General features: G+C 35.3%; 16 protein-coding genes. 6 read left to right on the top strand and 10 right to left on the bottom strand.

Going from position 1 to position 16,424, the window contains the following annotated elements:
* Positions 1 to 5: 5 nt before the first annotated feature.
* From ACNQGX_RS03900 to ACNQGX_RS03890, 3 genes are all read right to left on the bottom strand, one after another.
* Positions 6 to 827, bottom strand: a complete 822-nt coding sequence (locus ACNQGX_RS03900; RefSeq protein WP_417974195.1) for an undecaprenyl-diphosphate phosphatase — start codon at positions 825 to 827, stop codon at positions 6 to 8.
* Positions 828 to 1,070 (bottom strand): DUF3098 domain-containing protein, encoded by a 243-nt coding sequence (locus ACNQGX_RS03895; RefSeq protein ID WP_417974193.1) that lies wholly within the window; start codon positions 1,068 to 1,070, stop codon positions 828 to 830.
* Positions 1,071 to 1,160: 90 nt separating this feature from the next.
* Positions 1,161 to 2,036: a cell division protein FtsX gene (locus ACNQGX_RS03890; RefSeq protein WP_417974191.1), complete on the bottom strand. Its 876-nt coding sequence runs from the start codon at positions 2,034 to 2,036 to the stop codon at positions 1,161 to 1,163.
* Between the two features lie 217 nt (positions 2,037 to 2,253).
* Here ACNQGX_RS03890 and ACNQGX_RS03885 point away from each other — a divergent pair, with 217 nt between their 5' ends.
* Together ACNQGX_RS03885 and ACNQGX_RS03880 are read left to right on the top strand one after the other, a co-directional pair.
* Positions 2,254 to 5,349: a leucine--tRNA ligase gene (locus ACNQGX_RS03885; protein WP_417974189.1), complete on the top strand. Its 3,096-nt coding sequence runs from the start codon at positions 2,254 to 2,256 to the stop codon at positions 5,347 to 5,349.
* A gap of 267 nt (positions 5,350 to 5,616) precedes the next feature.
* Complete coding sequence (locus tag ACNQGX_RS03880) at positions 5,617 to 6,303, top strand: zinc metallopeptidase (protein ID WP_417974187.1); 687 nt, start codon at positions 5,617 to 5,619, stop codon at positions 6,301 to 6,303.
* A 125-nt stretch (positions 6,304 to 6,428) separates the two neighbouring features.
* Here ACNQGX_RS03880 and ACNQGX_RS03875 read toward each other — a convergent pair whose 3' ends face one another.
* The 3 genes from ACNQGX_RS03875 to ACNQGX_RS03865 all read right to left on the bottom strand — a co-directional run bounded on the left by ACNQGX_RS03875 (position 6,429) and on the right by ACNQGX_RS03865 (position 8,500).
* A complete protein-coding gene (locus ACNQGX_RS03875) occupies positions 6,429 to 6,899 on the bottom strand; it encodes an Lrp/AsnC ligand binding domain-containing protein (RefSeq protein WP_073352582.1) in 471 nt (156 codons plus the stop codon).
* Positions 6,900 to 7,066: 167 nt separating this feature from the next.
* Positions 7,067 to 7,816 carry a uroporphyrinogen-III synthase gene (locus ACNQGX_RS03870; RefSeq protein WP_099714209.1) on the bottom strand — a complete coding sequence of 250 codons (750 nt, stop codon included), beginning with the start codon at positions 7,814 to 7,816 and terminating at the stop codon, positions 7,067 to 7,069.
* A gap of 12 nt (positions 7,817 to 7,828) precedes the next feature.
* Entirely contained in the window at positions 7,829 to 8,500 is a 672-nt protein-coding gene (locus tag ACNQGX_RS03865) for a DUF4271 domain-containing protein (RefSeq protein WP_417974185.1), read from the bottom strand.
* A gap of 103 nt (positions 8,501 to 8,603) precedes the next feature.
* On the opposite strand from ACNQGX_RS03865, the gene ACNQGX_RS03860 reads away from it, so the two are divergent.
* The 3 genes from ACNQGX_RS03860 to ACNQGX_RS03850 are packed head-to-tail and all read left to right on the top strand — an operon-like array spanning position 8,604 to position 11,118.
* Positions 8,604 to 9,329 (top strand): polyprenol monophosphomannose synthase, encoded by a 726-nt coding sequence (locus ACNQGX_RS03860; RefSeq protein WP_417974183.1) that lies wholly within the window; start codon positions 8,604 to 8,606, stop codon positions 9,327 to 9,329.
* 12 nt (positions 9,330 to 9,341) lie between these two features.
* A complete protein-coding gene (locus tag ACNQGX_RS03855; protein ID WP_417974181.1) occupies positions 9,342 to 10,682 on the top strand; it encodes a dihydroorotase in 1,341 nt (446 codons plus the stop codon).
* 10 nt (positions 10,683 to 10,692) lie between these two features.
* Entirely contained in the window at positions 10,693 to 11,118 is a 426-nt protein-coding gene (locus tag ACNQGX_RS03850) for a DUF4296 domain-containing protein (protein ID WP_417974179.1), read from the top strand.
* Between the two features lie 9 nt (positions 11,119 to 11,127).
* Here ACNQGX_RS03850 and ACNQGX_RS03845 read toward each other — a convergent pair whose 3' ends face one another.
* The gene (locus ACNQGX_RS03845) at positions 11,128 to 12,117 is read right to left on the bottom strand and encodes an NAD-dependent epimerase/dehydratase family protein (RefSeq protein WP_417974177.1); all 990 of its coding nucleotides are present in this window, start codon (positions 12,115 to 12,117) and stop codon (positions 11,128 to 11,130) included.
* A gap of 93 nt (positions 12,118 to 12,210) precedes the next feature.
* On the opposite strand from ACNQGX_RS03845, the gene tyrS reads away from it, so the two are divergent.
* Complete coding sequence (gene tyrS / locus ACNQGX_RS03840; RefSeq protein WP_417974175.1) at positions 12,211 to 13,506, top strand: tyrosine--tRNA ligase; 1,296 nt, start codon at positions 12,211 to 12,213, stop codon at positions 13,504 to 13,506.
* Between the two features lie 45 nt (positions 13,507 to 13,551).
* Here tyrS and ACNQGX_RS03835 read toward each other — a convergent pair whose 3' ends face one another.
* The 3 genes from ACNQGX_RS03835 to ACNQGX_RS03825 form a co-directional block, all read right to left on the bottom strand.
* Positions 13,552 to 14,532 carry a LuxE/PaaK family acyltransferase gene (locus ACNQGX_RS03835; protein ID WP_417974173.1) on the bottom strand — a complete coding sequence of 327 codons (981 nt, stop codon included), beginning with the start codon at positions 14,530 to 14,532 and terminating at the stop codon, positions 13,552 to 13,554.
* Positions 14,533 to 14,680: 148 nt separating this feature from the next.
* Positions 14,681 to 15,019: a T9SS type A sorting domain-containing protein gene (locus ACNQGX_RS03830; RefSeq protein ID WP_417974171.1), complete on the bottom strand. Its 339-nt coding sequence runs from the start codon at positions 15,017 to 15,019 to the stop codon at positions 14,681 to 14,683.
* Between the two features lie 103 nt (positions 15,020 to 15,122).
* Complete coding sequence (locus tag ACNQGX_RS03825) at positions 15,123 to 16,328, bottom strand: hypothetical protein (RefSeq protein WP_417974169.1); 1,206 nt, start codon at positions 16,326 to 16,328, stop codon at positions 15,123 to 15,125.
* Positions 16,329 to 16,424: the final 96 nt, after the last annotated feature.

The raw sequence follows: 16,424 nt of genomic DNA, 5'->3' as shown, positions 1-16,424 counted from the left end.
GGGAATTATTTTAAGAATGAAAAGTAGATCAATAAAAACACGCCTACTATTATTCGGTACCAACCCCAAGGTTTGAAACCGTATTTTTTGATGATTTCAATGAAGAATTTAATAGCGATAATGGCAACGATAAAAGCAACAACATTTCCTATCAAGAACAATTGTATGTTTTCGGTTGATTTTAAAATCAATTCGTAGCCTTTCATCTGTGACGTTTCGTAGGTTTTCAAGAATACGGAGTAGCACGTTACTGCCATCATCGTTGGAACCGCTAAAAAGAAAGAGAATTCCGCTGCAGCGTGACGCGTTAATCCTTGTTGCATGCCCCCAATTATCGAAGCGGCAGAACGACTTGTTCCGGGCATCATCGCTAAACATTGCCAAAAACCGATGGTTACTGCTTTTTTAATGGTGATGTCTTCTTCTTGAATAATCGTTGGACTTTGAAAACGACTGTCAATAAATAATAAAATGATTCCGCCTAAAATTAATACAATCGCAATGGGAATAGGATCTCCAAGAACTGCTTCAATCTTATCATCGAATAATTTCCCTAAAACCAAAGCTGGAATTACGGCGCAAATAAGTTTAATGTAAAAGTTGATTGCGACACTTTTTGAAGAGAAATCGAAAAATTTCTTCCAATACAAAGCGACAACAGCGAGAATGGCTCCAAATTGAATGGAAACCTGAAATAGTTTTACAAAATCATCCTCTTGAATTCCGAAATAAGAACTTAGAAAAACCATGTGAGCTGTTGAAGAAACAGGGAGATATTCTGTTAATCCTTCGATAACAGCAATTAAAAATGCTTGCAATGTATTCATTTATGCTTTTTTGGGATTCTTAAGAATGGCATAAATGGTAATTCCAAAGCCGATTAAAACGGTAGTTGGTGCCAATCGAATTCTTCTGAAATTAAAGATATCTTCATTGAAAACATTTGGGTCATCACTTCCTCCGCCAGCCATTAAAATAAATCCTAAGGCAATTACTCCAATCCCAATTAATAGAATTTTATAATTTATTTTGTCAAAAAGAAATTCTGGTTTCTGTTCGTTATCTTTCATACTGTTTTTTTAAATTCTGAAATGCTTCGCCCGTTCGCTATCGCTCGGGTCAAAAATCGTTAATCTGCTCCCGAAACTTCGGGACTAAAATTAATAAAGGTCGTCCGTTCTTAAATTCAAGAAACGTTGTGTTGCAAAATACGTGCTTAACCAGGTAATCAATATTCCAATTCCTAAAACGGTCAATAATACCAGTCCAATTAAAGCTTTGTCGTCAAGTATGCCAAGATTTGGAAAATTAGTTTGAACGTAAATCAAGACGCCAATTAATGCAATAATGGCAAGTCCTGCGCCAATCATTCCCAGTTTTATACTTCTTACCACAAATGGTTTTCTGATAAAGGCCTTGGTTGCACCTACCATTTGCATGGTTTTAATGATAAATCGGTTGGAGTGTATTGATAAACGTAACGAACTATTAATCAGTAATACGGCGATCATGGCTAAGAATCCACTGATTACCAGAATCCACATACTTACTTTTTTGATGTTGTCATTGACTAGATTCACTAATTGTTTGTCATACACAATATCCGAAACCATGGCGTTTTTGCGTAAGCGGGTTTCTATTTTTGCAATACTGTCTTTGATTACATAATCGGCTTTTAGGTGAATATCGTAGGAGTTTTGCAAAGGGTTTTCACCAAGAAATTCCATAAAATCTTCTCCAATAATATCCGTATGTTGTTTTGCGGCAGCTTCTTTAGTGACATAGTCGTATGATTTTGCAAAACGACTCGATTTTAATTCAGTTCCAAAAGCCTTCAGAATACTGTCATTCGCTTCTTTTTTGAAAAAAACGGTCATGGCAATATTTTCCTTGAAATCGTCAGCTAATTTTTTAGAATTTATAATAAAAAGACCCAACACACCCAATAGAAATAAAACCAAGAATACACTTAGCACTACTGAAAAATAAGAGGAAATTAATCTGCGTTTTTGAAATTTATCAAAGGAAGAGCTCATAGTTTATTGAAATTATTGGGTAAAAATAATAAAGAATTTCTTTATTTAAAGTTAATAACGCTCAAAGTTTTAACTTTCGTACAATAAACGTAAATTTGCGAGCTGAAATTTCGCAACCCATTCAGGGTTCAAAACCCTGAATGGGTTAAAATAAATAGCTAAATGACTTGAGTGTGCGAAAGCATGACTCCATTAAAAGAACAATTAAGAAAGTAGAATGAAATACAATCCGAACGAAATAGAGGCCAAATGGCAGAAATATTGGTTAGAAAACGAAACGTTTAAAGCCAAAAACAACTCAGAAAAACCTAAATATTACGTACTTGACATGTTTCCTTATCCATCTGGAGCGGGATTGCACGTAGGACATCCGCTGGGATATATCGCTTCTGATGTGTATTCCAGATACAAAAGACACCAAGGTTTTAACGTTTTGCATCCAATGGGATACGATAGTTTTGGATTGCCTGCGGAACAATATGCTATTCAAACGGGGCAACGTCCTGAAGATACGACTTCGGTAAATATTGACGGAGGAACGGATAAAGAAGGAAATAAAATTGCCGGATACAGAAAGCAATTGGATAAAATTGGATTCTCTTTCGATTGGAGTAGAGAAGTCCGCACTTCAAATCCAGATTATTACAAGCATACGCAATGGATTTTTATCCAATTATTCAATTCTTGGTACAATAAAAACAGCGATAAAGCAGAAGATATTTCGACTTTGGTTTCCGTTTTTTCAACAGAAGGAAATACAAATGTTAATGGGGTTTGCGATGAAAATATTGAAGCGTTTTCAGCAAATGAATGGAACGCTTTCGCAAAAGAACAGCAGGAGAAAATTTTGTTGCAATATAGATTGACCTATTTAGCCGAGACCGAAGTGAATTGGTGTCCGGGATTAGGGACGGTTTTGGCGAATGACGAAATTGTAAATGGTGTTTCAGAGCGTGGCGGTTTTACAGTAGTGCGCAAGAAAATGACCCAATGGAGCATGCGAATTTCGGCTTATGCAGAACGTTTATTGCAAGGCTTGAACGATATTGATTGGAGCGAAAGCATCAAGGAAAGTCAAAGAAACTGGATTGGAAAATCCGTTGGAGCGACAGTTTCTTTTAAAGTCGAAAGTCAAAAGTCTAACGTCGAAAGTGAGCAGCAATATATCGATGTGTTTACTACAAGACCTGATACTATTTTTGGAGTTACGTTTATGACATTGGCGCCAGAACACGAATTGGTTTCACAAATAACCACTCCGGAACAAAAAGCAGAAGTGGAAACCTACATAGAAAAAACGTCAAAACGTTCCGAAAGAGAGCGTATGGCCGATGTGAAAACCATTTCGGGAGTATTCACCGGAGCGTATGCGGAACATCCTTTCACGAAAGAACCAATTCCTGTTTGGATTGGGGATTATGTTTTGGCTGGCTACGGAACAGGTGCGGTTATGGCGGTTCCTTGTGGCGACGAAAGAGATTATGCTTTTGCAAATTTCTTCAAAGGTCAAAACGGAATGGCTGAAATCAAAAATATTTTTGATAAAGATATATCTGAAGCTGCTTTTGGAGCTAAAGAAGGTTTTCAATTAGTAGATTCTGATTTCCTAAATGGATTAGATTATAAAAAAGGAACTCAAAAAGTAATTGAGGAATTAGAAAAATTAAATCAAGGAAAAGGAAAAACGAATTACCGTTTGCGTGATGCCGTTTTCTCTCGCCAGCGTTATTGGGGAGAACCGTTTCCCGTATATTATGTGAATGGATTGCCGCAAATGATTGATGCGAAACATTTGCCAATCATTTTACCAGAAGTAGAGAAATATTTACCAACTGAAGAAGGTTTACCACCGTTAGGAAACGCTTTGGTTTGGGCTTGGAATACGGAAACCAATGGAGTAGTTAATACTGATTTAGTCGACAATAAAACAATTCATCCACTTGAATTGAACACGATGCCAGGTTGGGCGGGAAGTTCATGGTATTGGATGCGTTATATGGATGCGCACAACGAAAACGAATTTGCGAGCAAAGACGCATTGACATACTGGGAAAGCGTAGATTTATACATTGGCGGAAGCGAACACGCAACCGGGCATTTATTGTATTCCCGTTTTTGGAACAAATTCTTAAAAGACAAAGGTTTCGCACCTACCGAAGAACCATTCAAAAAACTGATTAATCAGGGAATGATTTTGGGGACAGGAGCATATTATCCATACTTTGATTATACCGTAGATGTTTCTATAAATACTGATAAAATAAAAGATTTTGATTTCAATATTCATCCAGTGAACGGCTTTCAAATTGTTTCAAATATTTTTAAAGTTGAAGAGAATAATCAGAGCGATAATTTTAAGTTTGAAACTCATAGCATAATTGATAAGGAGTTATTTAAAACAGAATTTCTTAAATTGTTTAAGAAAAAATTTAATTATGAAAAAATTCCTGATGAAAATATAAAATTTGAGATAGTAAACCGTTCAGCAGATTGTACGCCTAAAAGAATTCCTTATAAAAGTATTGATCCTAATTCTTTAGAAGTTTATATTGAAAAGGTAAGAGAAGATGCGATGTTTCCATTCGCAATTAAAATTTCAGATGAGAAACTATTAGCAACAACTGAAATTGGGAAAATGTCTAAAAGTTGGTTAAATGTTGTTAGTCCAGATGATATTTGTAACGAATACGGTGCGGATACATTGCGTTTGTATGAAATGTTCTTAGGGCCTTTGGAACAAGCAAAACCTTGGAACACGGCAGGTATTTCGGGAGTTTTTGGATTCCTGAAAAAACTGTGTCGTTTGTATTTTGATGATAATGGTTTGATTGTTACCAATGACGAACCAACCAAAGACAACTTAAAATCATTGCACAAAACCATCAAAAAAGTAGCAGAAGATATTGAAGGTTTCTCTTTCAATACATCGGTTTCTCAGTTTATGATTTGTGTGAATGAATTGTCAACTCAAAACTGTCATTCTCGTGCAATCTTAGAACCATTAGCAATTGTGATTTCGCCTTATGCGCCACACATCGCCGAAGAATTATGGTCGTTGTTAGGACATACAGGTTCGATTGCAACAGTTGCTTTTCCAATATTCGAGCCAGCACATTTGGTAGAAAGCAGCAAAGAATATCCGGTTTCTTTCAATGGAAAAATGCGTTTTACGATGGTTTTACCTTTGGATTTAACCAAGGAACAAATCGAGGAAATCGTAATGAAAGACGAAAGAACCATCAAACAATTAGAAGGAAGAACGCCAAACAAGGTGATTATTGTTCCGGGAAAAATTATCAATTTGGTGGGGTAAATTTTAATAACGTAACGTTGTAGAGACGCACTGCAGTGCGTCTCTACGGTGCGTCGGGTGCCTCTCTACAACAACAGATATATGAATCCAAATTCTATTTATTAGAATTTGGATTTTTTTATTCCCATTCATGAAATCCGCGCAAATTCGTTTCATCTGCGTTATCCGCGTTCCATTTTATGAATGCCAAATTGACATTGTAAAAAATTGGTTCAGATTTTGATGATTCTTTTATAACTTTAAACAATACAATTAAAAAACAAAAATATGGGAATGGGTTATTTGATTCTTGCCGGAGCAATTATGCTTTTCAGCTGGTTAGTTAGTTCAAGACTAAAAAGCAAATTTGAACATTATTCTAAATTACAATTACAAAACGGAATGTCTGGCGCTGAAATCGCCGAAAAAATGCTTGCCGATAACGGAATTCGCGATGTAAGAGTGATCTCTACACCGGGACGTTTGACGGATCATTACAATCCAGTAGATAAAACCGTGAATCTAAGTGAGGCGGTTTACAACCAACGAAATGCGGCTGCGGCTGCTGTTGCGGCGCACGAATGTGGTCACGCCGTGCAACATGCTGTGGGATACCAATGGTTGACGATGCGTTCTAAATTAGTACCAGTGGTGAATGTGGCATCAACGTATATGCAGTGGATTTTGCTTGCGGGAATCTTGATGATGAAGACTTTTCCACAATTATTATTGGTAGGAATTATTATTTTTGCGGCAACCACATTGTTCTCCATTGTTACTTTGCCAGTAGAATATGACGCGAGTCATCGTGCATTAGCTTGGTTAGAAAACAAAAGAATGCTGACACAACAAGAACAAGCGGGAGCAAAAGATTCGCTTAAATGGGCTGCCAGAACGTATGTCGTGGCTGCTTTGGGATCCATTGCAACACTGTTGTATTACGTTTCGATTTATATGGGAGGAAGAAGGAACTAGATTTTTAGATTGTTAGAAAATTAGATCTTTAGAGAATTATAGAAAAAACCGTCTTGTTATCTTAACGAGACGGTTTCCTTGTTTTAGAAATCTAACAATCCAATTATCTAAAAATCTGACTAAAGCTAAAGCTGAATCTGTCTGTCGATTTGTTGGTCTAAGGAAATGAAGGTTTCTGTTCTGGAAACACCTTCTATCGCTTGGATTTTGGTGTTGAGCAATTGCATTAAATGTTCGTTATCGCGACAAATAATTTTTATCAGTATCGACCAGTTTCCTGTGGTGTAATGGCATTCCAATACTTCAGGAATTTTCTTTAAATCACGCACTGCTTCTGGATTTCTGGCGGCTTTGTCCAGATAAATTCCAACAAAAGCCATCGTATTATACCCCAGGATTTTATTGTTTACCGTGAATTTTGATCCCGAAATAACGCCCGATTGTTCCAGTTTCCGCAAACGTTGATGAATTGCCGCTCCTGAAATTCCTATTTTATTGGCGATTTGAAGAATTGGTTTTCGGGCATCTTCCATAAGGTCGCGTAAAATTTCCTTGTCGATACCGTCAATTTCTACTATTAGGGAATTGATTTTCATGAGTTGTTATTTTAAACTAAAAGATAAAATTTAGTTTGAATTGGAAATCAAATTTAAGATAAAAACGATTAGTAAAAAGAATAGGATGCCATTTTTGTGATTTACGTCATAAAAAAAGCCATTCGGATTGCGAATGGCTTTTGTAATTGTATCTGAAAAGTAATTTTTTATTTCCCTTTATTAGCTTCAATAATGTATTTTTCCAAAGCCATTGTCATTGAAGGCGTTGCTGGTGTTGGAGCAAGAATATCCACTCTTAAACCGTGATCCAACGCTTCTTTTTGAGTAGTGCTTCCAAAAACTGCAATTCGAGTATTGTTTTGCTCGAAATCTGGGAAGTTCATAAACAATGATTTTATTCCAGTTGGGCTAAAGAAAGCCAAAACATCATAATATACATCGGCTAAATCGGATAAATCACTCATTACGGTACGGTAAAAAACCGCTGGTGTCCAGTCTACTTTTAATGCGTTCAGCGTTATTGGCGCATCGGCATTCAATTGGTCTGAAGCAGGTAATAAGAATTTTTCGTCTTTGTATTTTTTTATCAGCGGAGATAAATCAGCAAAATCTTTTGGTCCAACGTAGATTTTACGCTTTCTATACACTACGTATTTTTGCAGGTAAAAAGCAATAGCTTCGGATTGGCAGAAATATTTTAATCCTTCCGGAACTTTATAACGCATTTCGTCAGCCACTCTGAAAAAGTGATCTACAGCATTTTTACTCGTTAAAATAATAGCGGTGTAATGATTAAGATCAATTTTTTGAAGTCTAATCTCTTTTGCATTAACTCCTTCTACATGAATAAAAGGTCTGAAATCAATTTTTACTTTATGCTTTTGTTGAAGTTCAAAGTAAGGGGAATTCTCCACTTTAGGCTCGGGCTGTGACACCAAAATTGTTTTCACTTTCATATTTAACGGTTTCTAAGCACTCCCTTTTGTAAACCAATAATACATAAAATAATAGGGTGCTATTTCAAGAGCGCAAAGATATAAAATAAAATAAAACAACTTACCGAATATTATATTTTGATAATTTTTTATTGAAATCAAATAAGTTAAGATGTTGACTATCAATACTATGACTATAATTAGCAATAGAATATTTCTTGAAAAAGAGTCGTAATAAAACAAAATAATATTGAACGGCAGTATGAATAGTCCGATATAGGTTCTGTAAGTCACCTTTTGGAGGTTAAACTGGTCCATAAATTCTTCAATATTGAATGAAGTAGCTATTATTTTCTCTATCAAATATTTAGATAAAATAAAGAACGCTAGGAAAGTAAATATTTGAATATAAAGGATCCAATCTGTCTTTGAGGCGTGACCAAAATAGCTTAGCGCAATTTGAATGAAGAAAGCAAGCGAAATGACTTGGACAAAAAACAAGGAGATGGTGAAACCGCTTTTGAGGTGGCTGCTGTCTCTGTATACTTTGTTGTATTTGTTGGAAAAAATTAAATTGGCAAAATCACCGAATCTGTTTTCGAAAACAGATTTTGTAACAGCAATAATAGCAAATGACAGAACAAAAAGCACGGTTGCCCAGTCTTTGCTCTCAGTTATTCTTGGATGAAGTATATTTTCGATCATAACGCTGCAAAATTACTAATTTTTATATCATTCTTTTTATTATAATTTTATTAAGGATGAAATGGCATAAAAAGTTTACTTTTGCGGTGAAATTAGTCAAAATATGAATGATTGTATTGTTATAATTCCTACCTATAACGAAATTGAAAATATAGAAAGCATTATTCGATCGGTGTTTTCGCAACATAAATCTTTTCATGTTCTTATTATTGATGATAATTCGCCGGATCACACAGCTGATAAGGTCGTTTTACTTCAGTCAGAATTTGAGGGCAGATTATTTTTGGAAAAAAGAGAAAAGAAATCGGGTCTGGGAACGGCTTATGTTCATGGATTCAGATGGGCATTAGAGCATAAATATGATTTCATTTTTGAAATGGATGCTGATTTTTCCCATAATCCAAATGATTTAGAGAAATTATACAATGCATGTCATTTTGGCGATGCCGATTTAGCGATTGGATCCCGATACGTTACCGGAGTAAATGTTGTAAACTGGCCGTTGAGCCGTGTATTGATGTCCTATTTTGCATCGGTTTATGTACGAATGATTACCGGGATGAAGATTCATGATGCCACAGCAGGTTTCGTTTGTTACAAAAGAAACGTATTAGAGGATATCAATTTAGATAAAATAAAATTTGTTGGATACGCTTTTCAAATTGAAATGAAATACAGAACCTATTGTAAAAAATTTCAAATTGCTGAGGTTCCCATCATTTTTACCGATAGAACAAAAGGGCAATCCAAAATGAGTAACTCAATAATTGTTGAAGCCGTTTTTGGAGTTATTGCACTGAGATTAAAAAGATTAGTCAACACATTATAAGAAAAAGACAGGATGAACAGGGTTTTAATTAAGAATGCCAAAATAGTAAATGAAGGAGTGATTTTTGAGGGCGATGTATTAATTGAAAATGACTTAATTGTTGAGATTTCAGAAAGTATTAGTGCCAAATCCTCTCAATGTAAAATCATTGATGCCGAAGGGAATTATTTGATTCCGGGTGCAATTGATGATCAAGTGCATTTTAGAGAACCAGGGCTGACACACAAAGGAGACATAGAATCAGAATCTAAAGCGGCGGTTGCCGGTGGAATTACTTCCTATATCGAACAGCCCAACACGATTCCGAATGCGGTTACCCAAGAAATATTAGAGCAAAAATACGAGTTGGCCGCCCAAAAATCGTATGCGAATTATTCTTTTATGATGGGCGCAACCAACGATAATTTGGAAGAAGTTTTAAAAACAAATCCAAAAAATGTTGCCGGAATAAAAATATTTTTAGGCTCCTCAACAGGGAATATGTTGGTGGATAATGAAGCCACTTTAGAGAAAATATTTTCCAGTACACCCATGCTTATTGCGGTGCATTGTGAAGATGAAGCGACTATCAAAAATAATTTAGAGAAATACAAAGCAGAGTATGGAGAAGATGTTCCCGTTACGGTTCATCACCTTATCCGAAGCGAGGAAGCGTGTTATATTTCGTCTTCCAAAGCGGTTGCACTGGCTAAGAAAACAGGCGCTCGCTTGCATATTTTTCATCTTTCGACTGCCAAAGAAATGGATTTGTTTACAAACAAAATTCCTTTGGAAGACAAGAAAATTACTGCCGAAGTTTGTGTGCATCATTTATGGTTTACCAATGATGATTATGCTACTAAAGGCAATCTTATAAAATGGAATCCAGCTGTAAAAACGGCTAATGACAGAAAAGTGCTTTGGGAAGCATTGCTGGATGACAGAATTGATGTGATTGCAACGGATCACGCGCCACATACATTAGAAGAAAAAAAACAATCTTATTTGAATGCTCCTTCTGGCGGACCATTAGTGCAACATGCTGTTGTGGCTATGTTTGAAGCGCACCACCAAGGAAAAATAAGCATTGAAAAAATCGTGGAGAAGATGTGTCACAACCCAGCTAAAATTTTCAAAATAGAAAAACGTGGTTTTATCAAAGAAGGCTATTATGCGGATTTGGTAATTGTAAATTCAGGTTTGCCTTGGAGCGTAAAAAAAGAAAATATTTTGGCTAAATGTGGTTGGTCTCCATTTGAAGGTTTTACTTTTAAATCCAGAATTACCCATACTTTTGTAAACGGGCAATTGGTTTATACCGCTTTTAAAGTAAAAGATATTCGTGCAGGAAAACGTTTATTATTCGAAAGATAAAATTTCATAAATGAGAAAAATCATAGCACTTTTAACGATTGTAACACTATTTGTAAGCTGTAAAGACGAAGTGGTGAATAAGCCGGAACGACTTATAGAGAAGGATGTTATGGTTGATATTATGTATGATTTATCTATTTTGGAAGCTATAAGAAATCAAAATCCGGCTTCCTTGGATACCTTTAAAATAAATTCGAGAGATTATATTTTTAAAAAATATAAAATTGACAGTGTTCAATTTGCTAAAAGCAATGTATATTATGCATCTGATTATAATGAATATAAGAGCATGTTTGAACAAATCAGCAAGCGATTGGAAGTTAATAAAAACAGTATAGATTCTTTGGTCAAATTGAAAAAAAAGAAAAAGAATCCCATTATTAAAAAAAGAGCCAAGCAAGCTAAAATTGGCAGGGATACTATAAAATTAGAATAAGTAAAGAACTTAGAGATTAGAGATTTCTTTGATGTACTGGTTAATATTTATAAAATCAGTTTTCAAGGTGTCTTTAATCTTTTGGTTTGAATATATAGTTGTCGAATACGAAGCTTTTGCAGTTGTTCGAGTCAATTTTCTCTTCTGTTGAAAAACATTCGAAACAAACCAATCCAATCTCCAAAGCATTTCCATAAAAAAAGGTTTTGCATGAATTTCAGGTCGTTGCACACCCAATGAATCGGCCATAGTATTCAGAATATCACGGAAAACACTATTTTCTGCAATCAAGGTAAAGCGTTCATTCTTAATTTCGCTTTGCATTAATTGATGTGCAATTCGAACAACATCAGTAACGGCAACAAATCCCGTTGAACCCAGCGTGTAAAATTTCAATCCGTTTTTTACTTTCGTAAAAAGTTGTCCACTTCCTTGTTCTCTAAAACCGGGACCAAGAATAACGCCTGGATTTACAATTATTACATCTAATCCTTCTTGTTGTCCGCGCCAGATTTCCATTTCGGCTCCATATTTAGAAATGGCATAATCATTATGTGGCTTCTCCGGATTCCATTCGGTTTCTTCCGTGATGAATTTTTCATGAGGCAGTAAATCACCCAAAGTGGCAATGGAACTTACAAAACACAGTTTTTTTATTTCATAAGCAATGCAAAAATTCACAATATTCGCGGTGCCTTCAATATTGGTTTTTCGCAATGCATCTTCATCTTTTGGATCAAAAGAAATCAAAGCGGCACAATGGTAAACGGTGTCAATATTTTGGAAGGCAATTTCCAAAGAGGGAACTTCAGTAATATCTGCTTGAATCCATTCTATTTGCTCGAGCAAGGATTCTTTTTTATAGATAGCGAATAGGGATTTGGTCTTTTCAATCGAAGCGACACTTCGATAAATAGCACGTACTTTTTCTTCATTATCAATTAAATGAAGCAATAAATGTGCGCCTACTAAACCAGTTCCTCCTGTGACTAAAATCATTTGGTAAAGATAATTAGATTGTTGGATTTTTAGACAGATAGATTTTCAAATTATGCAATTAAAGCTATCTTTGTGAAAATTGATTTTTATAAAATGAAAAATATTATTTCCGAATTACAATGGCGTGGCTTAGTTCACGACATCATGCCTGGAACTGAAGAGCAACTTTTAAAAGAAATGACAACTACTTATATAGGATTTGATCCAACATCAGATTCCTTGCATATTGGGAGTTTAGTGCCTATAATACTTTTAGTTCATTTGAAAAATTTTGGACATAAACCTATTGCATTGGTTGGTGGAGCAACAGGAATGATTGGAGATCCATCTGGAAAATCGGATGAGAGAAATCTCTTGGATGAAGCGACTTTGAATCATAATGTAGAGGGAATAAAAAGTATTTTATCTCGATTTTTGGATTTTAATTCTAAGGAAATAAATGCGCCAGTTCTGGTAAATAATTACGATTGGATGAAGAATTTGTCATTCATTAATTTCGCTCGTGATGTGGGTAAACGAATCACGGTGAATTATATGATGGCCAAAGATTCTGTAAAGAAAAGATTGGCTGGTGAAGGCGAAGGAATGTCTTTTACCGAGTTTACGTACCAATTAATTCAAGGTTATGATTTTTACCATTTGCATAAAGAATACAATTGTTTATTGCAAATGGGAGGTTCTGACCAATGGGGAAATATTACAACCGGAACGGAATTAGTGAGACGAATGAATTCAGAAGGAGCCAAAGCATACGCGATGACTTGTCCGTTAATTACAAAAGCAGACGGTTCAAAATTCGGAAAATCCGAAGGTGGAAATATTTGGTTGACAGCAGATAAAACTTCTGTATATAAATTTTACCAGTTTTGGTTGAATACTACCGATGTTGATGCGGAAAAATACATTAAGATTTTTACTTTTTTAGACAAAGAAACAATAGATAAACTTATTGAAGAGCATAAAACAGCACCACATTTAAGAATGTTACAACGCAAATTAGCCGAAGAATTAACTGTTTTTGTACATTCTGCAGCCGATTTAGAAAATGCGATAAAAGCGTCGAATATTTTGTTCGGGAATTCTACTTCAGATGATTTGAAACAATTAGACGAAGCCACTTTCTTAGATGTTTTTGATGGTGTTCCTCAAGCGGAAATCAGCAGAAACGAAATCGAAGCCGGACTTGATATTGTTGCTGTTTTGAATGAAAAAACAGGTTTTATGAAATCCAATGGTGAAGCAAGACGCGCTTTGACGGCTAATTCTATTTCAGTAAATAAAGAGAAAGTTGCCGAAGATTTTGTGCTTTTAACCAAAGATTTAATCAACAATCAGTTTGTATTGTTGCAAAGTGGAAAGAAAAATTATTTTGTGGTGAGAATTGTTTAACTGTTTATTTGGTTAACCGATTAAACAATTAACCGATAATCTTTTTCAAATCACCATCAAGTTACAACCTCGAATATCAGAATTATCAAAACGTCCCAATACCTCGAAAGAGTTGTTGGGATTTTTTTTGCCCAAATCCTGCGTAGCAATAAACGAACAAGAATTAATGTTAGCCAAATCAATGACGTTGATTCCGCCCGTTTTTCCGTCTTGAATATAAGTCAAAGCATCTTCAGTGTCACGAACGAGGATTTGTATCCAAGAAGGGCATTCAAATACACCGTTTCCTAAAGAATAGGCTTGCGAAAGCAATTCGGTCATTCCATATTCTGAATGAATGGCTGTAACTCCAAATCCTTTACACAATTGTTCGTGTAATTCTTCCCGAATCATTTCTTTACGTTTGCCTTTCATACCACCCGTTTCCATGATAATGGTATGTTGCAGTTGAAACTCATGTTTCTCGATTAAATCCAATAAAGCAAAAGTAACACCAATCAGAATGACATTTTGACCGGCTTGGTCTAAAGCTATGAGTTTAGCAATCAGTTCGTCATGATTGTGCAGGTAAAAACCGCTTTCGGGATGATTGGATAATTCAATTAAATCCTTGACCATGTAAATTAAGGAAGAACCCTCTCTTTCCAGATAGGATGGGAGCAAGGCTAAAACAACATAATCTTCAATGTTTCCATAAAATTGAGAAAATCCTTTGCGGTAACTTTCTTCATACAAGGTAACATCAGTAACCAAATGTTTGCTGGTAATCATTCCGGTTGTTCCGCTGCTGGTAAAGGTTTCCTGAATTGGATTGGTATTAGAAACCACTTCATGACTCTTAAAGAACTGAATCGGTAAAAATGGAATCTGCTGTAATGATTTTACTTTATGAGGATCTGTTTTCAAAAAATTGCAAAATTCTTGATAGACCAAGTTGTTTTCGTATTGGAAACGAAACACTTTCAAGGCGATTTTCTCAAACTGTTTTTGACTGGAAATGGCAAATATATCGGAGGATGTAATCAAGAATTTTTTTGTAAAAGTAATCAAAATTTTTAAGGGAAGCCCATTAACAAAATAGCAATAGTCTGTTTTTTGGAATCCATTGCATTAGAATTCTGCATAAAAAAAGCCCCAATAGGAATTGGAGCTTTTGTATTTAAATGTTGACGTATTATCGTATAATTAATTTTCTGGTGGCAGATGCCTCTTTTTCATTAATCTTTATAATGTAGACACCTGAAGTTAGATTAGAGACATTAAGTTCCCTAGAACTAAGCATTGTTTGGAGCACTTTTTTTCCTAAAACATCAAAGATAATGATTTCTTTATCCAAGTCATTTTTTGAAGTAATGTAGACTTTGCCATTACTCACAGGGTTCGGGTACAAGCTTAAACCTTCAATTACGGCGGTTTCTTGTGTTTTTGGTTGTTGCTTAGTTTCCTGAGCACTAGCGCTCATAGAGAATAAAAAAACCAATAAGATGGTGATATAAAAGTAGTTTTTTGCCATTGGATTAGTTTGAATAGTAAATATACAAAAAATAATTCAAAAAGCGTACCAAAAAAAATGCCTTTCATAATGAAAGGCATTTAGTATTTATTTTGGGAGAAAATTATTTGATTAATGTTGCTCCATTTACAGATGACCAGTTTCCAGCAGTTAAGCTTGCACCTGTAGCTGTAGTTGTTACACCCCAGTTTGCTGCAGGAGAAAAGCTAGCTGTAGTAACTGTAAATGTTGAAGCTCCAGATATAAATGTGTTATCAGAGTTATTGATAGTTACGTTTGTCAATTTTATTTTACCACCAACTACTTGATTGTTGTATGTAGTTATATCTCTAATTTGCAATACACCACCATTTTTAGCTGTAGGGGTAGTTTGATTTTTGTAACCGTCAATAAGGATATTACTGTAGTCACCATTTCCTTCAGCTTTGAACTGTATCGCATCTAACTGGATTTCAGTTTGTGCTTCTGTTACAGTACCTGCAGCTCTTTTTAGAGTGATATTAGTTACTTTTGGAAAAAATGCGTTGTTCACGCCTTTTGCTTCAATTTCCATACCGTAGTTTGCCGCGCCTTCTTGGTAAGCATACCAGTTAGTGCTTTCTTGACCTCTCCATCCATCTTGCCAGTCAAAAGAATCATCAGAATTCCCGTAAGATATTGCATTCTTTAAACTTACAGTTCCACCGTAAAACTCAAATCCATCATCATTACCTTTATACGAAACTAGATTTTCTAGTATAGTTCCTGATCCTACTGAATAAAAAGAGAATCCATTTTGTTCTTTATTGTTTTGAGTGATTACTTGACCTGCGTATTCTACTCTTACGAATTTTAATGTCCCACCGTTGTGAGTTGCATTAGAACCACCATAAGGTAAAACTAAACCATCTTCAGAGGTAGCAGTTTGAGGCGCAGCAGCTGTAGCAGAGTTTACTATTGGAGCATCTCCGTACATAATAATTCCACCCCATGATCCAGGGGCTTTTGTTGTTGCTGTAAATACAATTGGCTCTGCAGCCGTTCCTATTGCAATTAATTTTCCACCATTTAAAATTACGAATGCATCTTCTCCATTACTTGGATCAGCTGTTATCGTAGAACCAGCTTCAAATGTAATTGTCACTCCTGAAGCAACCTTTGCGAAACCTTTAAGGGTATAATTACCAAACGCATACGTTTTAGACACTGTTAAATCACCTGTTATTTCTCCTGTTACTGGAGTCTTTACAGTTTCTCCAGTATCATCATCACTTGAACAAGAAGTAAAGATTAAAGCAATAAAAGCTAGGCTTAATGCGAACTTTTTCATAATAATTTTTTTTAATTTTCTAATTTTCTAATTTTAATTTCGTTTTGTAAAAATACTTTATATGTCTCAGAGCAACCTATGTAAATTGTTACCAAA

Source organism: Flavobacterium glycogeni (assembly GCF_048286775.1).
GTDB lineage: Bacteria > Bacteroidota > Bacteroidia > Flavobacteriales > Flavobacteriaceae > Flavobacterium.
Note: the sequence above shows the minus strand (reverse complement) of the source record. Positions and strands in the feature narration are given on the sequence as shown.

Bases quoted from the DNA above. Each gene is read 5' to 3' on its own strand.
- ACNQGX_RS03900 (WP_417974195.1), bottom strand. From the start codon at position 827: ATGAATACATTGCAAGCATTTTTAATTGCTGTTATCGAAGGATTAACA.
- ACNQGX_RS03895 (WP_417974193.1), bottom strand. From the start codon at position 1,070: ATGAAAGATAACGAACAGAAACCAGAATTTCTTTTTGACAAAATAAAT.
- ACNQGX_RS03890 (WP_417974191.1), bottom strand. From the start codon at position 2,036: ATGAGCTCTTCCTTTGATAAATTTCAAAAACGCAGATTAATTTCCTCT.
- ACNQGX_RS03885 (WP_417974189.1), top strand. From the start codon at position 2,254: ATGAAATACAATCCGAACGAAATAGAGGCCAAATGGCAGAAATATTGG.
- ACNQGX_RS03880 (WP_417974187.1), top strand. From the start codon at position 5,617: ATGGGAATGGGTTATTTGATTCTTGCCGGAGCAATTATGCTTTTCAGC.
- ACNQGX_RS03875 (WP_073352582.1), bottom strand. From the start codon at position 6,899: ATGAAAATCAATTCCCTAATAGTAGAAATTGACGGTATCGACAAGGAA.
- ACNQGX_RS03870 (WP_099714209.1), bottom strand. From the start codon at position 7,816: ATGAAAGTGAAAACAATTTTGGTGTCACAGCCCGAGCCTAAAGTGGAG.
- ACNQGX_RS03865 (WP_417974185.1), bottom strand. From the start codon at position 8,500: ATGATCGAAAATATACTTCATCCAAGAATAACTGAGAGCAAAGACTGG.
- ACNQGX_RS03860 (WP_417974183.1), top strand. From the start codon at position 8,604: ATGAATGATTGTATTGTTATAATTCCTACCTATAACGAAATTGAAAAT.
- ACNQGX_RS03855 (WP_417974181.1), top strand. From the start codon at position 9,342: ATGAACAGGGTTTTAATTAAGAATGCCAAAATAGTAAATGAAGGAGTG.
- ACNQGX_RS03850 (WP_417974179.1), top strand. From the start codon at position 10,693: ATGAGAAAAATCATAGCACTTTTAACGATTGTAACACTATTTGTAAGC.
- ACNQGX_RS03845 (WP_417974177.1), bottom strand. From the start codon at position 12,117: ATGATTTTAGTCACAGGAGGAACTGGTTTAGTAGGCGCACATTTATTG.
- tyrS (WP_417974175.1), top strand. From the start codon at position 12,211: ATGAAAAATATTATTTCCGAATTACAATGGCGTGGCTTAGTTCACGAC.
- ACNQGX_RS03830 (WP_417974171.1), bottom strand. From the start codon at position 15,019: ATGGCAAAAAACTACTTTTATATCACCATCTTATTGGTTTTTTTATTC.
- ACNQGX_RS03825 (WP_417974169.1), bottom strand. From the start codon at position 16,328: ATGAAAAAGTTCGCATTAAGCCTAGCTTTTATTGCTTTAATCTTTACT.